Annotated in this window: 15 protein-coding genes; 8 read left to right on the top strand and 7 right to left on the bottom strand. The window is 37.4% G+C overall.

From position 1 onward, the window contains the following. Positions 1–6: 6 nt before the first annotated feature. Positions 7–1,359, bottom strand: coding sequence for a metalloprotease PmbA (pmbA, locus tag J3U37_RS02520; protein ID WP_267373142.1), 1,353 nt, complete (start codon positions 1,357–1,359; stop codon positions 7–9). Between the two features lie 77 nt (positions 1,360–1,436). On the opposite strand from pmbA, the gene yjgA reads away from it, so the two are divergent. The 3 genes from yjgA (at position 1,437) to J3U37_RS02505 (ending at position 3,181) form a co-directional block, all read left to right on the top strand. Continuing rightward, positions 1,437–1,973 (top strand): ribosome biogenesis factor YjgA, encoded by a 537-nt coding sequence (yjgA, locus tag J3U37_RS02515; protein ID WP_267335334.1) that lies wholly within the window; start codon positions 1,437–1,439, stop codon positions 1,971–1,973. A 72-nt stretch (positions 1,974–2,045) separates the two neighbouring features. Then, positions 2,046–2,576, top strand: a complete 531-nt coding sequence (ppa, locus tag J3U37_RS02510) for an inorganic diphosphatase (RefSeq protein ID WP_220217713.1) — start codon at positions 2,046–2,048, stop codon at positions 2,574–2,576. 395 nt (positions 2,577–2,971) lie between these two features. Continuing rightward, the gene (locus J3U37_RS02505) at positions 2,972–3,181 is read left to right on the top strand and encodes a cold shock domain-containing protein (protein WP_025315032.1); all 210 of its coding nucleotides are present in this window, start codon (positions 2,972–2,974) and stop codon (positions 3,179–3,181) included. Between the two features lie 138 nt (positions 3,182–3,319). On the opposite strand, the gene gapA is transcribed toward J3U37_RS02505, so the two are convergent. Both gapA and J3U37_RS02495 read right to left on the bottom strand, forming a co-directional pair. Then, a complete protein-coding gene (gene gapA, locus J3U37_RS02500; protein ID WP_220217714.1) occupies positions 3,320–4,315 on the bottom strand; it encodes a glyceraldehyde-3-phosphate dehydrogenase in 996 nt (331 codons plus the stop codon). 620 nt (positions 4,316–4,935) lie between these two features. After that, positions 4,936–6,321 (bottom strand): hypothetical protein, encoded by a 1,386-nt coding sequence (locus J3U37_RS02495; RefSeq protein WP_267373140.1) that lies wholly within the window; start codon positions 6,319–6,321, stop codon positions 4,936–4,938. A 562-nt stretch (positions 6,322–6,883) separates the two neighbouring features. On the opposite strand from J3U37_RS02495, the gene J3U37_RS02490 reads away from it, so the two are divergent. Both J3U37_RS02490 and mutS read left to right on the top strand, forming a co-directional pair. Next, positions 6,884–8,911, top strand: coding sequence for a hypothetical protein (locus tag J3U37_RS02490; protein WP_267373138.1), 2,028 nt, complete (start codon positions 6,884–6,886; stop codon positions 8,909–8,911). 409 nt (positions 8,912–9,320) lie between these two features. After that, positions 9,321–11,879: a DNA mismatch repair protein MutS gene (gene mutS / locus J3U37_RS02485; RefSeq protein WP_267373136.1), complete on the top strand. Its 2,559-nt coding sequence runs from the start codon at positions 9,321–9,323 to the stop codon at positions 11,877–11,879. Positions 11,880–11,977: 98 nt separating this feature from the next. On the opposite strand, the gene dld is transcribed toward mutS, so the two are convergent. From dld to proP, 3 genes are all read right to left on the bottom strand, one after another. After that, positions 11,978–13,672 (bottom strand): D-lactate dehydrogenase, encoded by a 1,695-nt coding sequence (dld, locus tag J3U37_RS02480; RefSeq protein ID WP_267373123.1) that lies wholly within the window; start codon positions 13,670–13,672, stop codon positions 11,978–11,980. Between the two features lie 1,194 nt (positions 13,673–14,866). Then, positions 14,867–15,832, bottom strand: a complete 966-nt coding sequence (gene rlmF / locus J3U37_RS02475; protein WP_267373122.1) for a 23S rRNA (adenine(1618)-N(6))-methyltransferase RlmF — start codon at positions 15,830–15,832, stop codon at positions 14,867–14,869. Positions 15,833–16,074: 242 nt separating this feature from the next. Beyond that, the gene (proP, locus tag J3U37_RS02470) at positions 16,075–17,580 is read right to left on the bottom strand and encodes a glycine betaine/L-proline transporter ProP (protein ID WP_267373121.1); all 1,506 of its coding nucleotides are present in this window, start codon (positions 17,578–17,580) and stop codon (positions 16,075–16,077) included. Positions 17,581–18,114: 534 nt separating this feature from the next. Between proP and J3U37_RS02465 the strand changes: the two genes are divergently transcribed. Beyond that, positions 18,115–18,981: a neutral zinc metallopeptidase gene (locus J3U37_RS02465; protein WP_267335316.1), complete on the top strand. Its 867-nt coding sequence runs from the start codon at positions 18,115–18,117 to the stop codon at positions 18,979–18,981. An 11-nt stretch (positions 18,982–18,992) separates the two neighbouring features. Beyond that, entirely contained in the window at positions 18,993–19,775 is a 783-nt protein-coding gene (gene surE, locus J3U37_RS02460; protein WP_220217723.1) for a 5'/3'-nucleotidase SurE, read from the top strand. A gap of 43 nt (positions 19,776–19,818) precedes the next feature. Here surE and J3U37_RS02455 read toward each other — a convergent pair whose 3' ends face one another. Beyond that, on the bottom strand, positions 19,819–21,027 hold the full coding sequence (locus tag J3U37_RS02455) for an MFS transporter (protein ID WP_267373120.1): 1,209 nt from the start codon (positions 21,025–21,027) through the stop codon (positions 19,819–19,821). 142 nt (positions 21,028–21,169) lie between these two features. On the opposite strand from J3U37_RS02455, the gene J3U37_RS02450 reads away from it, so the two are divergent. Then, complete coding sequence (locus tag J3U37_RS02450; protein ID WP_267373119.1) at positions 21,170–23,497, top strand: zinc/cadmium/mercury/lead-transporting ATPase; 2,328 nt, start codon at positions 21,170–21,172, stop codon at positions 23,495–23,497. Positions 23,498–23,719 lie beyond the last annotated feature (222 nt).

Genomic DNA, 23,719 nt, shown 5'->3' with positions numbered 1-23,719 from the left:
TGATCCCTACTTTCCGGCTATGCTCATATTATCTATCAAAATAGAACCACATTTAATGCTACTTCGGGTTTCAATATCATTGCCGATTGCAACGATATGTTGATACATATCACGCAGGTTGCCGGCAACGGTAATTTCGTTGACCGGATATTGGATTTGGCCGTTTTCGACCCAAAAACCGCTGGCACCTCGTGAGTAATCGCCGGTCACATTATTTACCCCTTGTCCCATTAACGAAGTAATGAGCAAGCCTCTATCTAATTTTCTCAACATCGCCTGAAAATCTGCATCAGTTTGGCTCGGCGAGACAAACCAGTTATGAATACCCCCAGCGTGCCCGGTAGTGGCTAAGCCCAGCTTACGGGCTGAATAGTTACCTAATAGGTAAGTTTGTAATACACCGTCTTGAATAATATTACGCTCAACGGTTTTCGTCCCTTCGCTATCAAACGGTGATGAACCAACACCTTTTAACACATGGGGATCTTCAAAAATAGTGAGCCATGAAGGAAAAATCTGCTTGCCAACGCTATCTAGCAAAAAAGAGGATTTACGATAGATAGCACCACCACTTATCGCACCGCACAGATGCCGGATAAGCCCAACAGCGACTTCGGCAGCAAAAAGTACCGGTACTTGCATGGTCGCAATCTGTTTGGCGCCTAAATGCGATACGGTGCGCTCTGCCGCTTGCTCACCCACCCATTTCGCCGACTCGAGTAGATCGAGGTCACGTGATGAGGTATATGCGTAATTTCGCTCCATTTGCCCATTTTGCTCCGCAATGACCGAACAAGATAATGAGTGAGAGCTAGTGCAATAGCCCTGAAGCATCCCCAAACTATTACCATAAACATACACCCCATATCGGCTGCTAAAATAACCGCCGTCACTACTGACTAAATTAGAGTGATTCAGCGCCATTTGTTCCGCTAAGGTTGCTTGTTCTATCGCTTTATCAACATTTAAATCACTTGGGTAAAAAAGATCTAAATCCGGTGCATTAAACGCTAATGACTCAACATCACCCAAACCCGAACAAGGATCGGGTGAGGTGTATTGCATAATATTAATTGCCATATCAATGGTTTGTGATATCGCTTGCGCCGTAAGATCGTTGGTTGAGGCGCTGCCTTTTCGTTGGTTTTGATAAACGGTAATGCCTAAAGCGCCGTCGCTATTAAATTCGACATTTTCAGCTTCGCCCGACCGAGTACTCACATTAATGCCGGTAGCTTGATTAATTGACACTTCAACCGAATCAACTCTGGATTTAGCTTGTTTAATTGCATCAGCTACCACATTAGATAAATGCGCTTTTTGCTTGATAGCTTGTTTTTTTATTTGATCAATACTCATTTCATTATTTTCTACAATTCTGCTAGTGATACGTTATAATAAGCCAGAATTGAATTTTAGTTAACAAAAGAAATCATATGAACAACAATCAAGAGACAAATCTAGCGCCAAATTTTGATCCAGACAGTGCTGATGAGGAAATTATTTACGTCAGTAAAAGCGAAATAAAAAGAGACGCTGAGGCACTTAAAAAATTGGGTATTGAACTGATCAATCTGAGCAAAAATGAAATTGCCAAAATTCCACTCGATGAAGATCTCCTTTACGCTATTGAGTTAGCCCAAAAAATCAAAAAAGAGGGATACCGAAGACAAGTTCAATACATTGGTAAACTTTTGCGAAGCCGTGATATCGAACCCATTACACAGGCACTCGATAAACTGAAGAATCGTCACAATCAACAAGTTGCCATGCTGCATAAACTTGAAAAGTTGCGTGATGATCTGATTCAAACCGGTGATGCCGAAACGATTATAGGTCTATTCCCCTCAGCTGATAGACAACAGTTACGCACATTTGCCCGTTTAGCAAAAAAAGAGTTAGAAGCGAACAAACCACCTAAAACAGCGAGACAGATTTTTCAATACCTAAAAGAATTGAGCGACGCAGAATAAATTTTATACTGTGTGCTTATTACTAATCATTAATCAATATTTATTAACAAATCAAAGATAGAGGATACAATAATGGGACTTTTAAATGTACCAGCAGGTAAAGAATTACCAGATGATATTTATGTTGTGATCGAAATTCCAGCCAACGCTGACCCGATCAAATACGAAGTTGATAAAGACACCGGTGCTGTTTTTGTTGACCGTTTTATGGCAACAGCTATGTTTTACCCATGTAACTACGGTTATATCAATCACACATTATCACTAGACGGCGATCCTGTTGACGTATTAGTTCCGACTCCTTACCCATTACAACCAGGTTCAGTGATTCGTTGTCGACCTGTAGGCGTATTAAAAATGACTGACGAAGCAGGTAGTGACGCTAAATTAGTTGCTGTTCCACACACCAAACTTTCAAAAGAATATGATCACATCAAAGATGTTGATGATTTACCGGAATTATTAAAATCGCAAATCAAACACTTCTTTGAGCAATACAAAGCGCTTGAAAAAGGTAAATGGGTTAAAGTTGACGGTTGGGATAATGCCGATGCAGCTCGTAAAGAGATTATTGAGTCTTACGAAAGAGCCAAAAATAAATAACCCTTATTTTTGACAAAAAAGTAAACGTTTTGATAAAGCCATAAAAAATTTTTTATGGCTTTTTTATTTTTGAACTTATTTTGACTTTCGAAATAACTTAAAAATCTCAACGATACAACAATTTGCCTTAAATCAAAATACCATGGTTTATACAAAAATTTTATAAAAAACTTCACCCTAACATGAAAAATTTGTCATTAATTTCTTGCTTTCGATTATAAATTATGCGGTAATAGTAATGGGCGAACAACACAAAGCATTATTATGAAAACGATTAACTACTGTAATTTACATTTTGTACATTATTTTAGGTAAGAATTTGACTATTAATCTTGTGTTACAGCCTACACGAGCCGAAAAGGCAAATTATTAATTATTGTTAGGATGTCTAGTAAATGAATAAGAAAACAGGCCAAGTAAAATGGTTTAACGAAAGTAAAGGTTTCGGTTTTATTACCCCAGCCGATGGTAGCAAAGACGTATTTGTTCACTTCTCAGCTATCTCTGGCGATGGATTTAAAACCTTAGCCGAAGGACAACAAGTCGAATTTGCGATCCAAGATAGCCCTCGAGGACCAGCAGCGGCTGAAGTTGTTGTTATCTAATTAGTATTAATATACTAAGCAAAAAACGTCCATTTTACTCAAATGGACGTTTTTTTATGCCGATAAATTACTTATTTATCAGAAATAAAAAAAGCGACCATAAAGGTCACTTTTTTTAATAATCTAAATTACTGTTAATTATTTAGCAACAACAGCAATTAAATCTAATACTTTGTTTGAGTAGCCAACTTCGTTGTCATACCATGCAACAAGTTTAACGAAAGTATCGCTGATTTGGATACCAGCAGTTGCATCAAATACAGAAGTACAAACTTCACCTAAGAAGTCAGTTGATACAACGGCATCTTCAGTGTAACCAAGAACGCCTTTCATTGGGCCTTCAGAAGCGGCTTTAATCACTTTACAGATATCTTCGTATTTAGCAGGTTTTGCTAAACGAGCTGTTAAGTCAACAACAGAAACGTCTGGAGTTGGTACACGGAAAGCCATACCCGTTAATTTACCGTTTAATTCAGGGATAACTTTACCTACAGCTTTAGCCGCACCAGTTGATGAAGGGATGATGTTTTGAGCAGCACCACGACCACCACGCCAATCTTTGTGAGAAGGACCGTCAACAGTTTTTTGAGTAGCTGTTGTTGCGTGAACAGTTGTCATTAAACCTTCAACAATACCGAAGTTATCGTTGATAACTTTAGCTAAAGGCGCTAAACAGTTAGTTGTACATGAAGCGTTAGATACGATATCTTGACCAGCGTAATCTTTATCATTAACACCCATTACAAACATTGGGGTACTATCTTTTGAAGGACCAGTTAAAACAACTTTTTTAGCACCAGCTTGAATGTGTTTACGTGCAGTTGCGTCATCAAGGAATAAACCTGTAGCTTCAGCAACAACATCAACACCAACTTCGTTCCATTTTAAATTTGCAGGATCTCTTTCAGCAGTAACACGGATTGTTTTACCGTTAACGACTAATTTGCCATCTTTAACTTCAACTGTACCGTCAAAACGACCGTGAGTTGAATCATATTTAAGCATATAAGCCATGTACTCAACGTCTAATAAATCATTGATAGCAACGATTTCGATGTCAGAACGTTGTTGTGCAGCACGGAATACAATACGACCAATACGGCCAAAACCATTAATACCTACTTTGATTGTCATAACAATTACCTTCTTTATTTGTGTTAAATGATAAAATAATTAGCAGTTAAACTACCAAATTTTTAAGGTTTATTCAAGCTGATTCAGAATAATTGGTAAGAATAAATTAAACAGAAAATTATCTTAATAATCATACGATATAGGTTACTGATATTTTAGATAAGATTGCGATTGGATTGGACAATAACTATGATAATTCTTAACGAAATTGCGCGATTTTAATTCATCATAATCAGACAACTTAACATCCCCTACCCGATTATGAGATAGTCAGGCTAATTTGTAATATTCATCTACATAAACTTGCCTTTTTAGGTTTAAATAAATTTTGCCAATTCAAATTGTTATTAATCGCTGACACTCAATTCAACGATATAAAAAGATTAAACCGTCATGCTTTAAGCTATATATAAGATATATTCGCCACGCATAATCAACCAGATAAAAGCGAAAGTTAAGATAATGGCAGTTATTATCACCATAACACCATTAGATTCGATAAGTTAAGAGCGTTTGAAAGAGCCTTTAATGATCTTTTGCTTACCCTTAGGCGATTACAATCAACAATCCCACAAGCTTCAATTTATGGGATTGTATTTAAAATAATTGTTGTGAAGTGATTATATCGAAGAAAGTCTGTCAACAAATCGACTTAAAAACTGTCTAACATCCGCACCTTGTTCACTCTCTGCTTCGTATTTTAATGTTGATTTAGATTTCGATTCACCCTCAGAGGAGTTACGATATTTGCTTGGCACATTTCCCGAATAGATATAATCGGTTTTTGTAGAAATTGCCTCACTACTAAATCGACTGGAATAATTTATATCACCACTTATATCAACTCGAGTGGTTATAGAATATTTCTTAGCATAGGTTATGGTCTTTAAATTGAAATGTTGCTCTTTATAAACCGGCACTTTAACCTTATTACCTTTATCATCGGTTTTTTCGGTCATTCGCTCTACGTACCTTTCTGTTTTAGCTTCATTGGTTTCATACGGTTTCATATGAATATAGTCAGATGTGGCATTAATATCTATGATGACATTAGCTTGAGAACTACGATCAACAAAGTATATATAATCCTCTTTAAAAACTTGTTTTACCCAATAAAGATAGTCGGAATCTTTAACATATACATTAACACGTCCCTGTAATTTACAACGACTCGCTCTAGCACTGGCATCACGATATTGGCCAAAATGTTGATATGCCAAATTGGCTGCCTCATAATTTTTAGCCGCTTCACGATAAGTCTCTCGTTTATAGGCTGTTTTTTCCAGTAGCGACGCTCTTTCATAGTACTCTTTTGCTAGCGCAGTAACATGTTTTCTTTTATTATCCTCATAGAGTTTATAACTATCTTTATATTCGCCTAATGGCTTATAAACCTCCCAAGCTTTAAGATATTCTAAGGATGCTTCATTATAATTTCCTTGTTGCGAAAACGTTTTACCTAAATCATAGTGATGTTTTGCTTCAATATCCAATTGTTGCTTTTTAGCATTTTTATATAAAGTAAAAATATCTTTGTATTTATACCGTTCTGACCCTTTTAAATATAGGTTAGCTTTTATTTTGTAACTGTCACTATCGGTACCTTTTATCGAATTACCATAATCGTAATACTCTTTAGCGATAAGTTGATCTAATTTACTCGCTGCATATTTATCGTTAAAGAAAGCGACGGTTTGACTATAAAATCGATTAACTAACAATAAATTAATTTTTCTTAAAGATTCATAACTATCAATACGTGCTTGATAATCGGTACTCACACTACTATTAATGATTGTTTCGTAATGTGCCATTACATTACTAACCAAAACGCGTAACTTTTCGGCACTTTCATCATTAAATTTTGCTTCACCTTTTTCATTAATGTTCGATGTTAATAAACTAATACTTTCTACATATTGCCCTTGTTGGTAAGCTTTATCAGCCGTACGAACATGACAAGCGTTTAAACAAAATACTAACAAAATCGCTAAAACTATCCGCATATTAATTCCTTTCAAATTTAATTAATTATCAATCAAACATTTAGACTAGAAATCGTTTGATTGAGCGATTGTATGAAATCACACCCCGTTGTTTTTTTCATTTAATGCTAAATTTTTAAAGTGGAATTATGGATTAGGGGGATATGTGGTTTCGTATTATTTTGGGTGAAGGAAGATCAGATTTTTTGATAGATAAAACAATATGTTGTATTGTTAGTATTATTTTTAGGTGTTAGTGAAGGGGGTTAAAAAATTGCACTATTCAGTAATCCGTTATTTTAAGTTACCTTCAATATTATTTTGTAATGATTAATAACAATTCAGGCATTCTACTATTAGTATTCTTTTTACCCATTTACTTGCCTTATTCCGTTCATCTTTTATATATTTTTTTAAGTGAATTAAAGCTGTTTATTACCAAATAAATTTAAATAGATATACAAAAGCTGTTTGTTATCTATAAACAATTTCCTTTTATTTTAATTCAAGATATATTATTTTATACATAGTACTATGTTAATATACCCTACAGTATGCTATATTTTGTTGGAAGGTAGGTTCAATGAGTTTACAAACAAACCTAAGAGGTAGGCTTAGGAATACACCATTATCTAAACACCATGGGCTTATGCCTGTCTACGAAGCTATCATAAATTCTATTCACTCGATTGAAGAAAAAGATAGTTGGGATGAGCAAGATTCGATAAAACTTATTATACGCAGAAATACGCAAGAGCATTTGAATATAGAAGCAAAAGCAGAACCTATAATTGGTTTTACAATTATGGATACTGGATGCGGTTTTAATGAAGCCAACTATACTTCCTTCCAAACATTAGATTCTGAGCACAAAATATTAAAAGGATGCCGTGGAGTAGGGCGACTTCTATGGTTAAAAACATTCACTAAAATTAGTATTAAAAGCCAATTTAAAGATGTAAATGGTGATTTTTTTGAACGTTCATTCAATTTCGATAGCTCGGGTGTAAGTAATCACAAAATAATTCTTTCTCCTCCAACAAGCACCACAGGCACGGGCACTATTATTGAATTAGATCAATTTAGTGAGTCGTATCGTAAAGCAGTTCCTTCAGAAACAATTGATATCGCTCATCAATTATTAGAACATTGCCTATGGTATTTTGTCCGTGAAGAGGGGGTACCAGAAATTATAATAGAAGATGGTACACAAAGAATAAATCTTCTCGATTTATATAATAACAACATGCACGCTAGCGCTTTCGCAGAAAAAATTGACATATTAAATCAATCATTTAATTTAATTCATATAAAATTTAGAGCATCAATAAATAAGAAACATCAGTTAGCTTTATGTGCTGCTAATCGATTGGTAAAAGAAGAAAACATCCAAGGGAAAATACCAGGTTTATACAATAAAATAAGTGATAGCATAGGAGAATTTACTTATACTTGCTATATTTCATCGAAATATTTGGACGATAATGTTCGAAGCGAAAGGACATCATTTAATATTGCAGATAATTTTGATGGAATATTTGGAGAAACTGAAATTAGTTTAAAGTTAATCAAAGATAGAGTGCTAGAACGAACAAAAATTTATCTCAAAGAATTATTAGAAGCTAATATAGACTCTGGAAAAAAACGAATTTTGACATTTATTTCTACTCATGCGCCTAGATATCATCCTATAGTTAAACATGTTAGTCAAAATGATTTAATAATCGATCCTGATAAATCAGATAAAGAAATTGAGCTTCATCTTCACGAAAAATGGTACGCAATCGAGCGGCAGTTAATAATAGAAGGCCAAAATATTCTTGAACCAACTAATAAAGAGCAAGTTTCTGATTATCTTCACCGTATTAATGAATATGTTAAAAAAACATCTGATTTGAAAAAATCAGATCTTGCCAATTATGTATCTCATAGAAAAGTTATAATTGAGCTTCTAAAAAAATCGATCGGATATATAAATGATGACAAATATGCACATGAATCTATGATTCATGAATTAATTATGCCAATGCAAAAAACTTCAGATGAAATATTTTTAGATTCATGCAATTTATGGTTGATTGATGAAAGACTTGCGTTTCATAATTATTTAGCCTCAGATAAACCTATAAAGTCAATGCCAATAACTGATAGTCAATCACCTAAAGAACCTGATTTGATTAGTTTAAAAGTTTTTGACAATCCTATACTAGTAAAGAATGAGAATGAGTTCCCATTGGGATCTTTAACAGTAATTGAATTAAAACGACCTATGCGAAAAGATATTTCAGAAAAAGATGAAAAAAACCCAATTAATCAATGCTTAACTTATCTTGATTTAGTTCGTAAAGGTAACGCAAAAACTAAAGAAGGAACACTCATCCCCACATCTGAAAGTGTTCCAGGATATTGTTATATTGTGTGTGATTTAACAGAAAATATGATTAATTTATGTAAATTAGCCTCGTTAACAATGACAGCAGATGGAATGGGTTTTTTTGGTTATAATTCGTGCTATAAATCGTATATCGAAGTTATTTCTTATAATCAATTAGTTCGTTCAGCTAATGAAAGAAATCAAGCGTTCTTCAATAAATTAGGATTTCCTATATAATAAACAATATTAAAACAAATAAGCATTATTAAATTATTTAATGCATTGAGAATGTTATCTTTAGTGTATACTAGTACCAATGTATTTGAACTTTTTATAACACAGTTCAAACACTTTCTTTAAATTGTGCATTAATACGCAAACGAATAAAATTTTACCATTCACTCCACATTCAATTTCTACTATAGCTTGCTACTTCAAAACCCTTTAAATCCCAGCTACCACAAATTAGCCTCTATTGAATAACAATAATCTGTTATAATAATCTGATTACTATATAATTTATTGAATGATAGCGCTTAAGTGGCTTTTGGTTATTGTTATTACTAGAAGTAAGCGTAATTACACTATTGTTAATCAGATAATTATCTTTATTTAATTCATTGAAAATAAAAGTTGAAATATCACCATGATCGATCAAGAAAATTTAACCGACCACACGCCAATGATGCGGCAATACCTTAGACTCAAAGCGGAAAATCCTGATATTTTGCTGTTTTATCGAATGGGTGATTTTTATGAGATGTTTTATGATGATGCTAAGCGTGCTTCGCAGTTGTTAGATATCTCGTTGACTAAACGTGGTTCGTCCAATGGGCAGCCTATTCCTATGGCGGGTGTTCCTTATCATGCGGTTGAAAGTTATCTTGCTAAACTTATTTCACTCGGCGAGTCAGTTGCCATTTGTGAGCAAATTGGTGATCCGGCGACGTCGAAAGGTCCGGTTGAACGTAAAATTGTGCGTATTGTTACGCCAGGCACCGTTAGTGATGAATTGCTTCTTGAAGATCGTAAAGATAATCTGCTGGCTGCCATTTGGCAAAAACAAGCGCATTACGGTTATGCCACGCTGGATATTAGTTCGGGGCGATTTTTTATTTTTGAATGCGATAATCTTGAAGCGATGCAAGCGGAGTTACAGCGCACAAGTCCGGTTGAGTTACTTTATCCGGAAGATTTCGCCACCATGTCTTTAATCGAAAATCGAACGGGGTTAAGGCGTCGTCCGATTTGGGACTTTGATCTTGAGACAGCTAAACAGCAACTCAATTTGCAGTTTGGTACAAATGATTTGATCGGTTTTGGCGTTAATGATTGCTGTTATGCCCTTTGTGCGGCGGGTTGTTTACTTCAATATGTTAAAGATACCCAACGCACTGCCCTGCCGCATATTCGTTCTATTATTAAAGAGTCTGCCCTCGATTTTGTGGTGCTTGATGCCGCAACGCGTCGTAATCTTGAAATCACTGAAAATCTTTCCGGTGGTACCCAACATACTGTTGCCGATATTCTGGATAAAACTCAAACGCCAATGGGTAGCCGGATGCTCAAGCGTTGGCTTCATTCGCCTATTCGAAATGTCAAGATTTTAGAAAATCGCCAAACTGCAATTAGTCAATTGCAAGATGATTTTGATCAGATTCAACCGGTATTGAAGCAAATTGGCGATCTTGAACGTATTTTAGCTAGACTGGCTTTGCGCACTGCTCGCCCTCGTGACTTTGCCCGCTTGCGAGATGCTTACAATCTTTTGCCAGAATTACAAGCATTGCTGTCTCATCATAGCTCACCTTATGTTGTTGCTTTGCGCGCCAAAATTAATCAGTTTGATCAAATTGCCGATTTATTAAATCGAGCAGTTGTCGATGCGCCGCCGGTTATTATTCGTGACGGTGGTGTGATTGCCAGTGGTTACAGTGCAGAGCTCGACGAGTTACGAGCGCTTGCCGACGGGGCAACTAACTATCTTGAACAATTAGAGATTCGAGAACGAGAAACGCTAGGCATTGATACCCTAAAAGTAGGATTTAATGCGGTGCATGGTTACTATATCCAAATTAGTCGAGGGCAAAGCCACTTAGCGCCGATCCATTATACTCGCCGGCAAACACTGAAAAATGTTGAGCGTTATATTATTCCCGAACTCAAAGAGTATGAAGATAAAGTATTAACCTCAAAAGGGCGTGCCTTAGCGCTGGAAAAACAGCTTTATGAACAGCTTTTTGATCAGTTAATGCCCGATCTTGCCAATATGCAAATGAGCGCCGATGCGTTGGCCGAACTCGATGTGCTAACCAATTTAGCCGAAAGAGCGTTAACACTCAATTATCATCGTCCAACGATTTCGGATAAAACCGGAATTGAGATCAATCAGGGTCGCCATGTGGTTATTGAGCAGGTGATACAAAATCCTTTTATTGCTAACTCACTAACGCTGTCACCCGATAGAAGACTGTTAATTATTACCGGTCCGAATATGGGCGGTAAAAGTACCTATATGCGACAAGCGGCATTAATTGTTCTGCTCACTTATATTGGTAGTTTTGTGCCGGCTTCGAAGGCCGTTATCGGGCCAGTGGATCGAATTTTTACCCGTATTGGAGCGTCAGATGATTTAGCCTCCGGACGTTCAACGTTTATGGTTGAAATGACCGAAACCGCCAATATTATGCACAACGCAACTAAGCAGAGTTTAGTGTTAATGGATGAGATTGGACGAGGCACATCGACCTATGACGGTCTGTCATTAGCTTGGGCATGTGCTGAAAATCTGGCTAACGAAATCAAAGCCATGACGCTATTTGCCACCCACTACTTTGAGTTAACCCAACTGCCGGAACATATGCAAGGCGTGTACAATATCCATTTTGATGCCATTGAACATGACAATACCGTCGCTTTTATTCACGAAGTGTCCGAAGGCGCTGCCAGTAAAAGTTTTGGTCTTGCCGTTGCCGGATTAGCCGGCGTGCCTAAAGTGATATTAAAACGAGCGAAGCAGAAGTTGAAAGAGTTAGAAATGATTTCCAAACAGACGGCGCATAGTCATGTTGATCAATCTCAACTCTCTTTTGTCACCGAACCGGAATCGTCAGAAGTTGAACTAGCGCTGGCAAAAATCGATCCGGATGCGTTGTCCCCTAAACAAGCCTTAGAGGTTTTATATCAACTTAAAAAGTTACTTTAAACACGTTACCTTGATTAAACCTTTATCAAGGTAGAATGATTAAAATTAGCAGATTGCAAATAATTACCGCCTAATTAAGTTTAATTAGGCGGTTAATTTTATTGCCAGTTTTTCTTTTTAGAGGTTTTACCAATACCCGGATTAAAGCTATTGGTAGGATCGAGCTGATGATAGAAGTTTTTCAGATCATCATTTGCATGATAAAGATGACCAACATTATGTTCAGCCGGATACTGCGCTCCACGCTGATCGAGTATGGCTAACATCTCTTGTTCAACCTGATTGCAATCTGTGCCTTTTTTCGCCAGATAGTCTTGATGAAATACCGAACAGAAGAAATGACCATAATACAATTTATGGATAAAGTGTTGGCTGATACTCTCCGGCAGCGTTTCAAACCACTGTTTATCATTACGGCGCAAAGCGATATCCAAGGCAACTAAATCTTCGACCGTTTTAGTATGCACATTTCGATAAATGGTTGCTGCACCGGCTGTGGCAAAACGGTGAAGCATGGCAGCTTCGGCCTCTTTTTTATTACAGGTGAAATAACTACCGTTTCTGTTTTGGAAATATTGTTGTAAAAAAGCGGCGGCTTCAGCAATGCCGTTATCTGACATTTTTAATATCAAATGATGTTCATATTTATCACGATAAGCACGAATCGATTTCGGTAAATGATTAGGCAGAATTTTACAAACCGTCACAGCAAAGCGATCGGTAAAATTATTCGGAAAGAAAGGAATTTTACTGGTAATACGATCTACCCAATTTTTAAAAGCGTATAAACGAGGAATAGTATCGGTACCCAATTTTTGTATCGCCAGAAAAATATGTTTACCGTAGACAGCGGCAATATCAAAGGCATCACGATGAATATACTCGCCTGAAACCGGTAAATTTTCAAAATTCCCTAATATATGGCGTCGAATATCATCAAGTTCATTGGTGTCATTGGTGCCAATATAAAAGACGGCGGTATCGTCTTCTAGTGGGAAGGTATCTAATCGCACAGCGAAAACCATTAATCGGCCGGCACTACCAGAGGCTTCGTAATGACGAGCCGGATCAGCATTAAAACGAGCTGGAGTATCGGCATCAATTTGGCGCACATGTTCTCGATAATCGTGATCATGCCCTGCGCCGGCATTATGTTCAATATCATCAGCACTGTAGTTATGATTTTGCAGATTTTGTAAAATCGTTTCCGGATCATCGCCCAATTTAATACCTAAATGGTTGACCAAATGCAATTGGCCATTTTCATCCAATTGAGCAAAGACAGCCATTTGCGTATAGGCCGGACCGTGCTGAATTAAAGCGCCACCGGAGTTATTACACACGCCGCCCATTACCGAAGCACCAATACAAGATGAGCCAATAACAGAATGCGGGCCCCGATGATATTTTTTTAACTCTTTTTCTAACCGGAACAAAGTACTACCGGGCAAGCACACCACTTGTTCACCGTTTTCAATTACTTGAATACCGTCCAAACGACGTGTACTGACAATCACTATCGGTCTATCATAATCGTTTCCATCCGGGGTTGATCCACCGGTTAAACCGGTATTAGCTGATTGAGTGATAACAATAACATCGGCTTGAACACAAGCTTTTAAAACTTGCCATTGTTCAACTAGCGTTCCGGGCAACACAACGGCAATGGCATCGCCTTCACCAAAACGAATACCTTTGCGATAGGGTAAGGTGCGAGCGGGTTCGGTTAAGGTATGTTTTTCACCAACAATACGTTTTAACTGATCGATAAGGGCTGATGTATTTTGACTCATTTTTTTATCCTTTTAAGTTGCAATATCACATCAAATATAGTTGTCTATATTATAACCATTAATAATGAAAGCAAAGCTATTTTGTGCGTTAACAAGCATAATTTACACTTCATCGAATTTTAAAATTAATCATATAGTTAATCCTTGAAATTAGTGTGGGATTATCTGTAAAAATTCAAAGAACAATAAGCTTTTGTTTGCTTAAATCAAGGTGTAACAAAGCACAAAAAATGGGTGAGCAAATACCCTTAGTTAATTTTAAAAGATGACATAATCAGCGTTTTACGCTAAGTACACTTGTCAGTTATTTTATACTTAAACGTATATATTTTCTGAAACTTCTTGACAAAAATAAGCAACTGGTTAAACGCTAAAAATTGGAATGAAGTATCTTTATTTCATTTTGAAAATAACAGAATCGGTGTTTTTCGCTTAATATACTTGGCAGTTATTTTATACTAAAACGTATATATTTTCTGAAACTTCTTGACAGAAATGGGCAACTGGTTAAACGCTAAAAATTGGAATGAAGTATCCTTATTTCATCTTAAAATAACTGATTCTGCGTTTCTCGCTTAATACACTAATCAGTTATTTTTATACTTAAACATATATATTTTCTGAAACTTCTTGACAGAAATAAGCTACAGACTAAACGCTAAAAATTGAAGTGAAGTATCCTTATTTCATCTTAAAAATAACTGATTCTGCGTTTCTCGTTTAATACATTAGTCAGCTATTTTTATACTAAAACATATATACTTTCTGAAACTTCTTGACAGAAATGGGCAACAGATTAAACGCTAAAAATTGAAGTGAAGTATCCTTACTTCATCTTAAAAATAACTGATTCTGCGTTTCTCGCTTAATACACTAATCAGTTATTTTTATACTTAAACATATATATTTTCTGAAACTTCTTGACAAAAATAAGCAACATATTAAACGCTAAAAGTTGAAATGAAGTATCCTTACTTCATCTTAAAAATAACTGATTCTCCGTTTCTCGCTTAATACACTAATCAGTTATTTTTATACTTAAACGTATATATTTCCTGAAACTTCTTGACAAAAATGGGCAACAAATTAAACCCTAAAAATTGAAATGAAGTATCCTTATTTCATCTTGAAAATAACAGAATCGGTGTTTTTCGCTTAATACACTAGTCAGTTACTTTTATACTAAAACATAGGTTATTTCTGAAACTTCTTAACAAGCTGTTGTCGTTCTGTTGGGGGGTAAAAAGTCCATGCGACAAAGCGACTCACTTTTTGTCCTTGTGCCATAGGGACAATTTTGCTATCAATTGCGCCGACTTGCTTTAAATGTTTTTTGATTATCGGCAATGACTCTTTTTTGGATACCAAAGAAGTAAACCATAAACACTGTTTTTTATAGTGGACACTTTCTTGAATCATTTTAGTGATAAAAGCCGCTTCGCCACCTTGGCAGTAAAGTTCAGCATGTTGACCACCAAAATTAAGTATCGTTTTTTGCTTCGGATCGGTAAGTTTACCTAAATTTTTAAGCTTGCGTTGCGTTGCAGCTAATGCTGCTTGTGCCGAGGCATGGAATGGCGGGTTACAGAGCGTTAATAGATAAAATTCATTTGGTTTAATGATTTGCTTAAACATCGCCGATCGGTCTTTTTGCAATCGGCATGCTACTGAACCGTTAAGAATAGGATTGGCTTTGACAATCAGTGATGCCACATTAATTGCAGTAGGATTAATATCACTTGCCACAAACGACCAACCATACTCCGCACAGCCAATAATCGGATAAATCACATTAGCACCCGTACCAATATCGAGCACATGCACCTGATGACCAGTTGGAATATGGTTAGCATTATCGCTAGCTAATAGATCCGCCAAATAGTGAATATAATCGGCTCGACCGGGGATCGGCGGGCAAAGGAATTGATCCGGAATATCCCAATAACTTAAATGATAATATTGTATTAATAACGCTTTATTTAGCATTTTAACGGCTATCGGATCGGCAAAATCAATCGATAAATTGCCATATTGATTGGCTTTAACAAAAGGGGCAAATTCTGGCAATTTTTGGATCAGCGTTTTAAAATCATAACCATGATTATGCTTATTTCGATGATGTAAAGGTGATGATTTAGGTGATGTAGATGATTTTTGCATGTCAAATCCAATGATAAAAAACACGCTATTATATCGGCTTTCAACCAAATAAGTAAAAAAAGTAATGCAATAATCAATTGCCGGTAACAAAAAAGCATAACGCCCAGCAAATCAATCTCTATTTGTCGGCGAGATTGGCTGCTCAGAGCAAAAGCCGGAAAATGGGCTTAGCCTGTCAGCAGCCGATAAAGGTCACTTTTCCGCTAAGATAACTCACTATTAACGGAAAAGGTTAATGCGCCCTAATCTAATTTAGGATGCTGATCAACTAGATCCTGACGTTGCTCTTGTAGGTTTTCAATCTGTTCATCAATATCTTCAACTTTTTGTTCAATGGAATCAAAGTGGTCAGATAAGATCGCTTTTGCCTCACTGCGATCTGATGCCGCCGGTGTGGCGCCTCGTAGGGGTTGATTGGCCGTTTCATTCATTTTTAATCCGGTTATCAATCCAATAATAGCCACCACCATTAAATAGTAAGCAGGCATATATAAGTTGCCACTTTCTTCAACCAACCAAGCGGCAACAGTTGGCGTCGCCCCGGCGATAAGTACGGAAATATTAAATGCGATTGCCAGTGCACTGTAACGAATACTGGTTGGGAAAATGGCCGGCAAAATTGAAGCCATTACCCCGGTAAAACAGTTTAATAGCACAGCTAAAATCAATAATCCCAAAAAGATAAGACCGATGATATCACTGTTTATCATCGCAAAAGCCGGATAGGCCAAAATAAGTAAGCCTACACTTCCACCGACAATAAAAGGTTTGCGTCCAATTTTATCACTGATTAAACCAATCATCGGTTGGACAAATAGCATGCCTATCATGATAGCAATAATAATCAATACCCCATGATCGGTGTGATAATTTAAATTGTGCGATAAATAACTCGGCATATAGGTTAAAAGCATATAATAAGTCACATTTGTCACCATGACTAATCCTACACAGACTAAAAGACTCTTCCAGTACTGTTTAATGATTGTTTTTAGTGTCATTTTTGGAGGATTGGCAATGTGATTTTGATCGTTGTTATCCATTTTATCGGTATGCTGTTGAAACGCCGGTGTTTCTTCGAGGGCGTGGCGTAGATAGAGACCAATTAAGCCAAGCGGCAGCGCAAATAAAAATGGAATGCGCCAGCCCCACGCTTGAAATTTGGCATCACCCATAATTGAGGAGAGCAGTACAACTAAACCTGCACCAACTAAGAAACCGGCAATCGATCCAAAATCAAGCCAACTTCCCATAAAACCCCGTTTGCGATCCGGCGAGTATTCCGCAACAAAGATAGCTGCCCCCGAATATTCACCGCCAATCGAAAATCCTTGCGCTAATTTAGCCAAAAGTAGTAACAGTGGCGCAAAAATACCGATCGAAGCATAAGAAGGAATCAGTCCAATACAAAAAGTACTTAATGACATAATGATGATTGTGACCGATAAGATTTTTTGCCGACCAAATTTATCACCAAGAATACCAAAGACTAAACCACCTAATGGGCGCACTAAAAACGGTACCGAAAACGTTGCTAAAGCAGCCACTACTTGTACGCTAGGTGAAGCGTCGGGAAAAAACACCTGACCTAAAACATAAGCCAAAAAGCCGTAAACACCAAAATCAAACCACTCCATAGCGTTACCCAGCGCAGCAGCGGTTATTGCTTTTTTTAATTTACTGTCGTCAATAATGGTAATATCGTTAATATTTAAGGGTTTATTTTTTGAACTTCGTATGCTTTTCATAAATACCGCCTGTTTTGATGCAAATAAAAGAAAATTTATGCAATAAGGTGAATCGGTTACTTAATGATACAAACCAGTACAATATAAATTCACATTGATCATGTGTTTTCAGACATTAAATTGGGAAAATTCCCAAAAATAAAAAGAGGAAAAAAACTAGCAAAACGACGGTTTTATCATCACTATTCGATAATTTATCGAATGATAAAACGTGACGTTTAAGGGAAATTAGCCGTTGATTATAGCGACTTAATCCCATTTTGTAAAATTCATGCACAGTAAAAAAAGTGGGCGATTTTGGTTTTGTCGCGGCAAGCTTTTACAGAAATGAAATATCACTTAATCCCCATTTCACCAGTCATGATCGTGCAAACCCGGCAAGTTAGTGATAGATTTAGTTGTCACTATCGGTCATTTTTAGCCATTCACTGCGCCCTTTTCTAAGTTAGCGTCGTTTAATAATATTATCTTAATGTAGAATCCTTGTTAGTTATCCTTTACAATGATTTCACTTAAACTGATGAGGTAATCCCTATGCGTTGGAGAGACCAAAGAGAGAGTGATAATATTGAAGATCGCCGCTCACAGTCAGGAAGTGGAACGGGAATTAACATCCCAATTGGAGGTAAAGGTAAAATCGTACTATTTTTGGTTGTTATCGTTGCCGGTTATTATGGCATCGATTTATCCGGTTTACTCAATTCCGGTATCATTGATATTAACGACAACCAACAATCCTCAGCTGCATATATGCAACCCGATCCCGATGCCGCAAAATTCACATCGGTTATTCTAGCCAGTACAGAAGATTATTGGCGACAAGAGTTTCAACATTTAGGCAAAACGTATATCCCACCCAAACTTGTTCTTTATACCGGCTCGACCCAAACTTCATGTGGCGCCGGCCAAACCTTAATGGGGCCTTTTTATTGTAGTTTGGATAAAACCGTCTATTTAGATCTCTCTTTTTATCAAGAGATGAAACAGCGTCTTGGCGGTGGTGGCGACTTTGCTCAAGGTTATGTCATCGCTCACGAAATTGGGCATCATGTGCAAAATCTGCTTGGTACCTTTAATAAAGTTGAACAATTAAAGCAGTCACAATCTGAAATTACCAGAAATCAATTATCAGTTAAACTTGAACTACAAGCCGATTGTTATGCCGGTTTATGGGGTAATTCGATTAAACAACAAAATCTGTTAGAAGTAGGCGATATTGAGCAAGCATTACAGACAGCGCAAGCGATTGGCGATGATCGGCTTGAGCAACAAAGTACCGGCTATGTAGTACCTGATAGCTTTACTCACGGCACATCGCAACAACGTTATACATGGTTTAAACGAGGATTTGATAGTGGTTTGATTAATCAGTGTAATACCTTCACACTGCAAGGAAATTAAAAGGAAAGAAGATGTTTAATAAATTAGTAAATCGTATTTTATTAGTCAACGATGACGGTATCGATGCCAAAGGCATTAATATTTTAAAAGAAGCTGCCGAAAAAATTGCCCATGAAGTTTGGGTAGTTGCGCCGGCGCTCGATCAAAGCGGTGTTTCATGTGCCGTTAGCTTAAAATCACCCTTTCGGGTTGCTCAGCGGGGTGATAGAGAGTATGCCGTTTATGGTACGCCCGCAGATTGTGCTTTGTATGCGCTTAAATATTTAATGGTAGACAATCTGCCCGATTTAGTTTTGTCGGGAATCAATAATGGCACTAATGTCGGGTTTGAAACCATTTTATCCGGCACAGTCGGTGCCGCCATGATGTCAATGACACTCGGTGTGCCGGCAATGGCATTAAGCCAATCAACCACCGAAGATAATCAGCCAACCGATTGGGATTGTGCAATACATCATACCGAATCAGTTATTCGGCAACTATTGGCGTTATCGGCACCTAAAAATATCTGCTTTAATATCAATTTTCCGGCTTGTAAAGCTAACAATATAAATGGCGTGAAGATAACCAAACAAGGGGCAGCAGATGTAAGCAAATTTATTGTTGCGCCAACAACCGATCCTGAAGGAAACGATTATTTTTGGTTTAGAGCAAAACGTAATCAACAAATTATTGACGAAAGTAAAGAGCTCGATGCCACCAATGGCGGCTTTATTGCAATTACGCCTTTAAGTTATGAGCGAACAGATAATGCATTTTATGAAGTCTTAAAGCAAAACTTTGTGGCTAAATAGCGCATTGTTACGTCTTCCTTTTAGGAAGACGTATTATTCAGTATTAATCGACTTTTGTTCTCACCTCTTTGACCAGCGCACAAAATATCAATGATATAGCGACCATAATTAAGGCGATCGAATAGATAATTTCATGCCCGTAAGATTCAGATACAAACCCTTGAAGCATACCGGCTATAATAATGCTACAGATGATACCATTATTAAACAAGGTTGATGCAACGCCCATTCGGGTTGGTAGCAGATCTTGAAAGTAGATAATCCCAATATTTGCCACAATGCCAATAAAAAGTGCATTAAATAGCTGTAACACAAATAAGATCCACTCATCGGTAAATAAAATCATACCGATATAAAAGATCAATCCGCAGATTATGGCGATAAAAAATAGATTTCTTTTGCCTAACATCGGCACTAAGTAGCCCGCAATGATCATAACCGGTATTTCAATCCCGGCAGCCAATCCCATTAGATATCCCGGTAAAGAATCAGAAAGATGTAATACCGATTGTACGTACAGAGGCATATCAATGATATACATCATATTTGCTGTCCACATAAAGACCGTTGATAGTAATAAAAACACTACATTTTTATTTTTAAATAAAGGTTGATTTGCCGCTTGTAAATCAACGTTATTCGGTAGCTCTGATATCGGATTTTTTTCAACGGAAGGTAAAAAAATGGCAACAAAGATCATCGCGACAATAAACATCGACATGGCGCTCAGATACATGGTGGTAAAACCATACTCAATCGCTAATCCGAACGATAAAGGTGGTCCAATGACCCAAGCAAGTGACAGTTGTGCCCGTATCAACGAGTTGAAGGCGACAACATTTCGTCCGCTTTTCACGGCATATTCACGAGCTAAAGCAAAAATTTGCGGCATCGCAGCGGACGAGAGCGCAGCAAATAGTACGCCGAGCGTAATTAAAAGGTAATAGTTACGGGAAAAGGCAAAAATAAGGCTATTGGTAACCCCCATTAAACAACAAAATATGACAATATTGCGCCTGTCACCTCTTTTATCAGAATATTTTGCCAATAAAAAGCTACCAATAATGCTGGCAAAAGCATTTACCGAGAAAAAGAGACCGACTAAGCGAGGATCAACATTAACGTCAACCGATAAAAATCGACTTAAGGTTGGTGACTGTAATGCACCGGCTACCCCAATGACAAAGGTTGCAAATAAAAAAGCCGAAAAAATAACGCCTTGCCGTTGGCGAAACGAAGGAATACTAGACATATCTTATCTCAATCATGAAAGTGTCATTAATTATATACTTAAAACATACGCTTAGGTATTGAAAAAATAATAGCTTAAAAAATGATTTATTTTTCTACAATTAAGCGTACAATCAAAATCATCAACAAGACGAGGTAACGTTATGTTATATAATAACAAATCTACGCAGCAACATCATGATAGTCATCATCATTGCCAAGGTGAATGTCATAATATTGCGCATAATCATCATCAACAATCAGCACAGAGTGCCGAAACTCATCAAACGCAAAACAGCGTGGCGAATGGCGGGCGACAAGAACAAGGTAGTAGCGCCCAAAATGATATTAGTGATCCCCCCGAAGATCCCGAAAGGCAAAGCCAAGACATTAAGCTTATCTGGAAAATTCAAGGTATGGATTGCGCCCATTGCGCTAAAAAAATTGAAAATGGCATTAAAACTCTTCCGAATATTACTCACTCAAAAATCACATTTTCAACTGAAAAGTTGGTTGTGTTAGTTCCGCAGAAAGATCAAAAAATAATTAAACAGATTGAAGATAAAGTTGTCGAACTAGGTTATACCCCTATTTTCCAATCATCGGACAATCATAATCATCAACATGAACATAATCATATAATCGATAAAAAAGCGTTATTACCTTTAGCCATATTGGGCGCGTTAATTGTTATCAGTTATCTTATTACGCTGTTTAATCATCAAGCCGGTCAATATGCCTTTATTGCCACCGCTATTATCGGGCTGATACCGATATTAAAAGAAGCGATTTTATTGACTCGCAGTGGCACCCCCTTTGCGATTGAATCGTTAATGAGTATATCGGCAATTGGCGCACTATTTATTGGCGCAGCTGAAGAAGCCACTATGGTGATTTTTCTGTTTATGATAGGTGAAATGCTTGAAGGGATCGCAACAAATAAAGCCAAGAAAGGCATTTCATCCCTTGCTAAGCTCATGCCTGAAGAGACTGTTATTATTATCGACGGTAAGCGTAAAACCGTTGCCAGCCACAGTTTGAAGCCAGACGATATTATCGAAATTTCATCCGGCGGGCGATTACCGGCTGATGTTATCTTAGTGAGTGAACAAGCCAATATTGACGAAAGCGCCTTAACCGGCGAATCGATCCCGGTCAACTACTTATATGGCGATAAGATTTTAGCCGGATCACTGGTGGTTGATAATACCATTCAACTCAAAGTGATTTCGCAAGCAGGGCAAAACGCTGTTGATCGCATCTTGCAATTGATCGAAGATGCCGAAGAGCGCAAAGCGCCGATTGAGCGTTTTATCGATAAATTTAGCCGTTATTATACGCCGGCTATTGCGCTGTTTGCTTTGTTGGTTATCCTTATACCACCACTGCTTTTGGGTGAAGATTGGTATACATGGATCTATCGAGGATTAACACTATTATTAATTGGCTGTCCTTGTGCGTTGGTGATCTCAACCCCTGCCGTTATCACTTCAGCATTATCGAGTGCCGCCAAATTAGGGGTATTGATTAAAGGTGGCGCCGCGCTGGAACACATTGGATCGCTAAAAATGATTGCCTTTGATAAAACCGGCACACTAACGGAAGGAAAACCGCAAGTGACCGATATTATCAATCGAGGCTTAGCGGTCAATGACTTGCTTGCTATAGTTGCATCGATTGAAAGTGGCTCACATCATCCTTTAGCTAAAGCTATTGTGGATTACACCAAACAACAAGATATCACGTTTAGTGAAGCAACAAATCGTAAAGCCATCGCCGGTATTGGTATTCAAGGCGAGCTAAACCAAAACATCTATTATGTTGTTTCACCCAATAAAATTGACACTGTCTCAGTCCCTTTGATAAACGATGATGCCAAGCTCATCGAACAACTGGAAAATGCCGGCAAAACCGTCGTGGTCGCCGTCACAGATCAAGCATTACTGGGGATTATCGCGCTGCAAGATGTCTTGCGAACAGATGCAAAACCAGCCATTAAGGCACTCCACCAACTTGGTCTTAAAACCTTGATGCTCACAGGTGACAATCAACGAGCCGCTAAAGCGATTGCCGGACAATTAGGGATGGATTACCGTGCTCAGTTATTACCTGCTGACAAACTGGTCGAGATTGAAAAAATCGGCAAAACTACCACCATTGCCATGGTCGGGGACGGAATCAATGATTCACCGGCAATGAAAGCCGCAACAATCGGCATTGCAATGGGAAGCGGTACCGATGTTGCCCTTGAAACAGCCGAGGTCGCCCTCAGCAAAAATAGTCTATCGAGTTTACCAACGTTAATTCGCTTAGCACGTTTTGCCAATCGAAATATTAAACAAAATATCACCATAGCATTAGGGATAAAGTTGATATTTTTAATTACCAGCCTATTTGGCTTAACCGGGCTTTGGCTTGCAGTATTAGCTGATTCGGGAACAACAGCGATCGTGACAGCCAATGCTTTAAGATTGCTAAAGGTTAAAAAATAAGAGTGAACAGCGAATTTTAACTTTTTTAAAGGATAAGTTTTCGGCTTTACATAATGGCATAATCTATCTTTTATTGTTACACCTATTAAAGAAGGGATATTGTATGCAATCCCTTCTAGTAACTTATTATTTAAATGTAACTATTTTAAGTTAGCCTCTGCCGTTCATATATAAACAGGTTATCAATGTATCGGCAGGTTTTCACGATTATAAAAACAGTAA

Source organism: Gilliamella sp. B3172 (assembly GCF_026536465.1).
Taxonomy (GTDB): Bacteria; Pseudomonadota; Gammaproteobacteria; order Enterobacterales; family Orbaceae; genus Gilliamella.
This window is presented reverse-complemented; position numbering and strand designations above follow the sequence as displayed.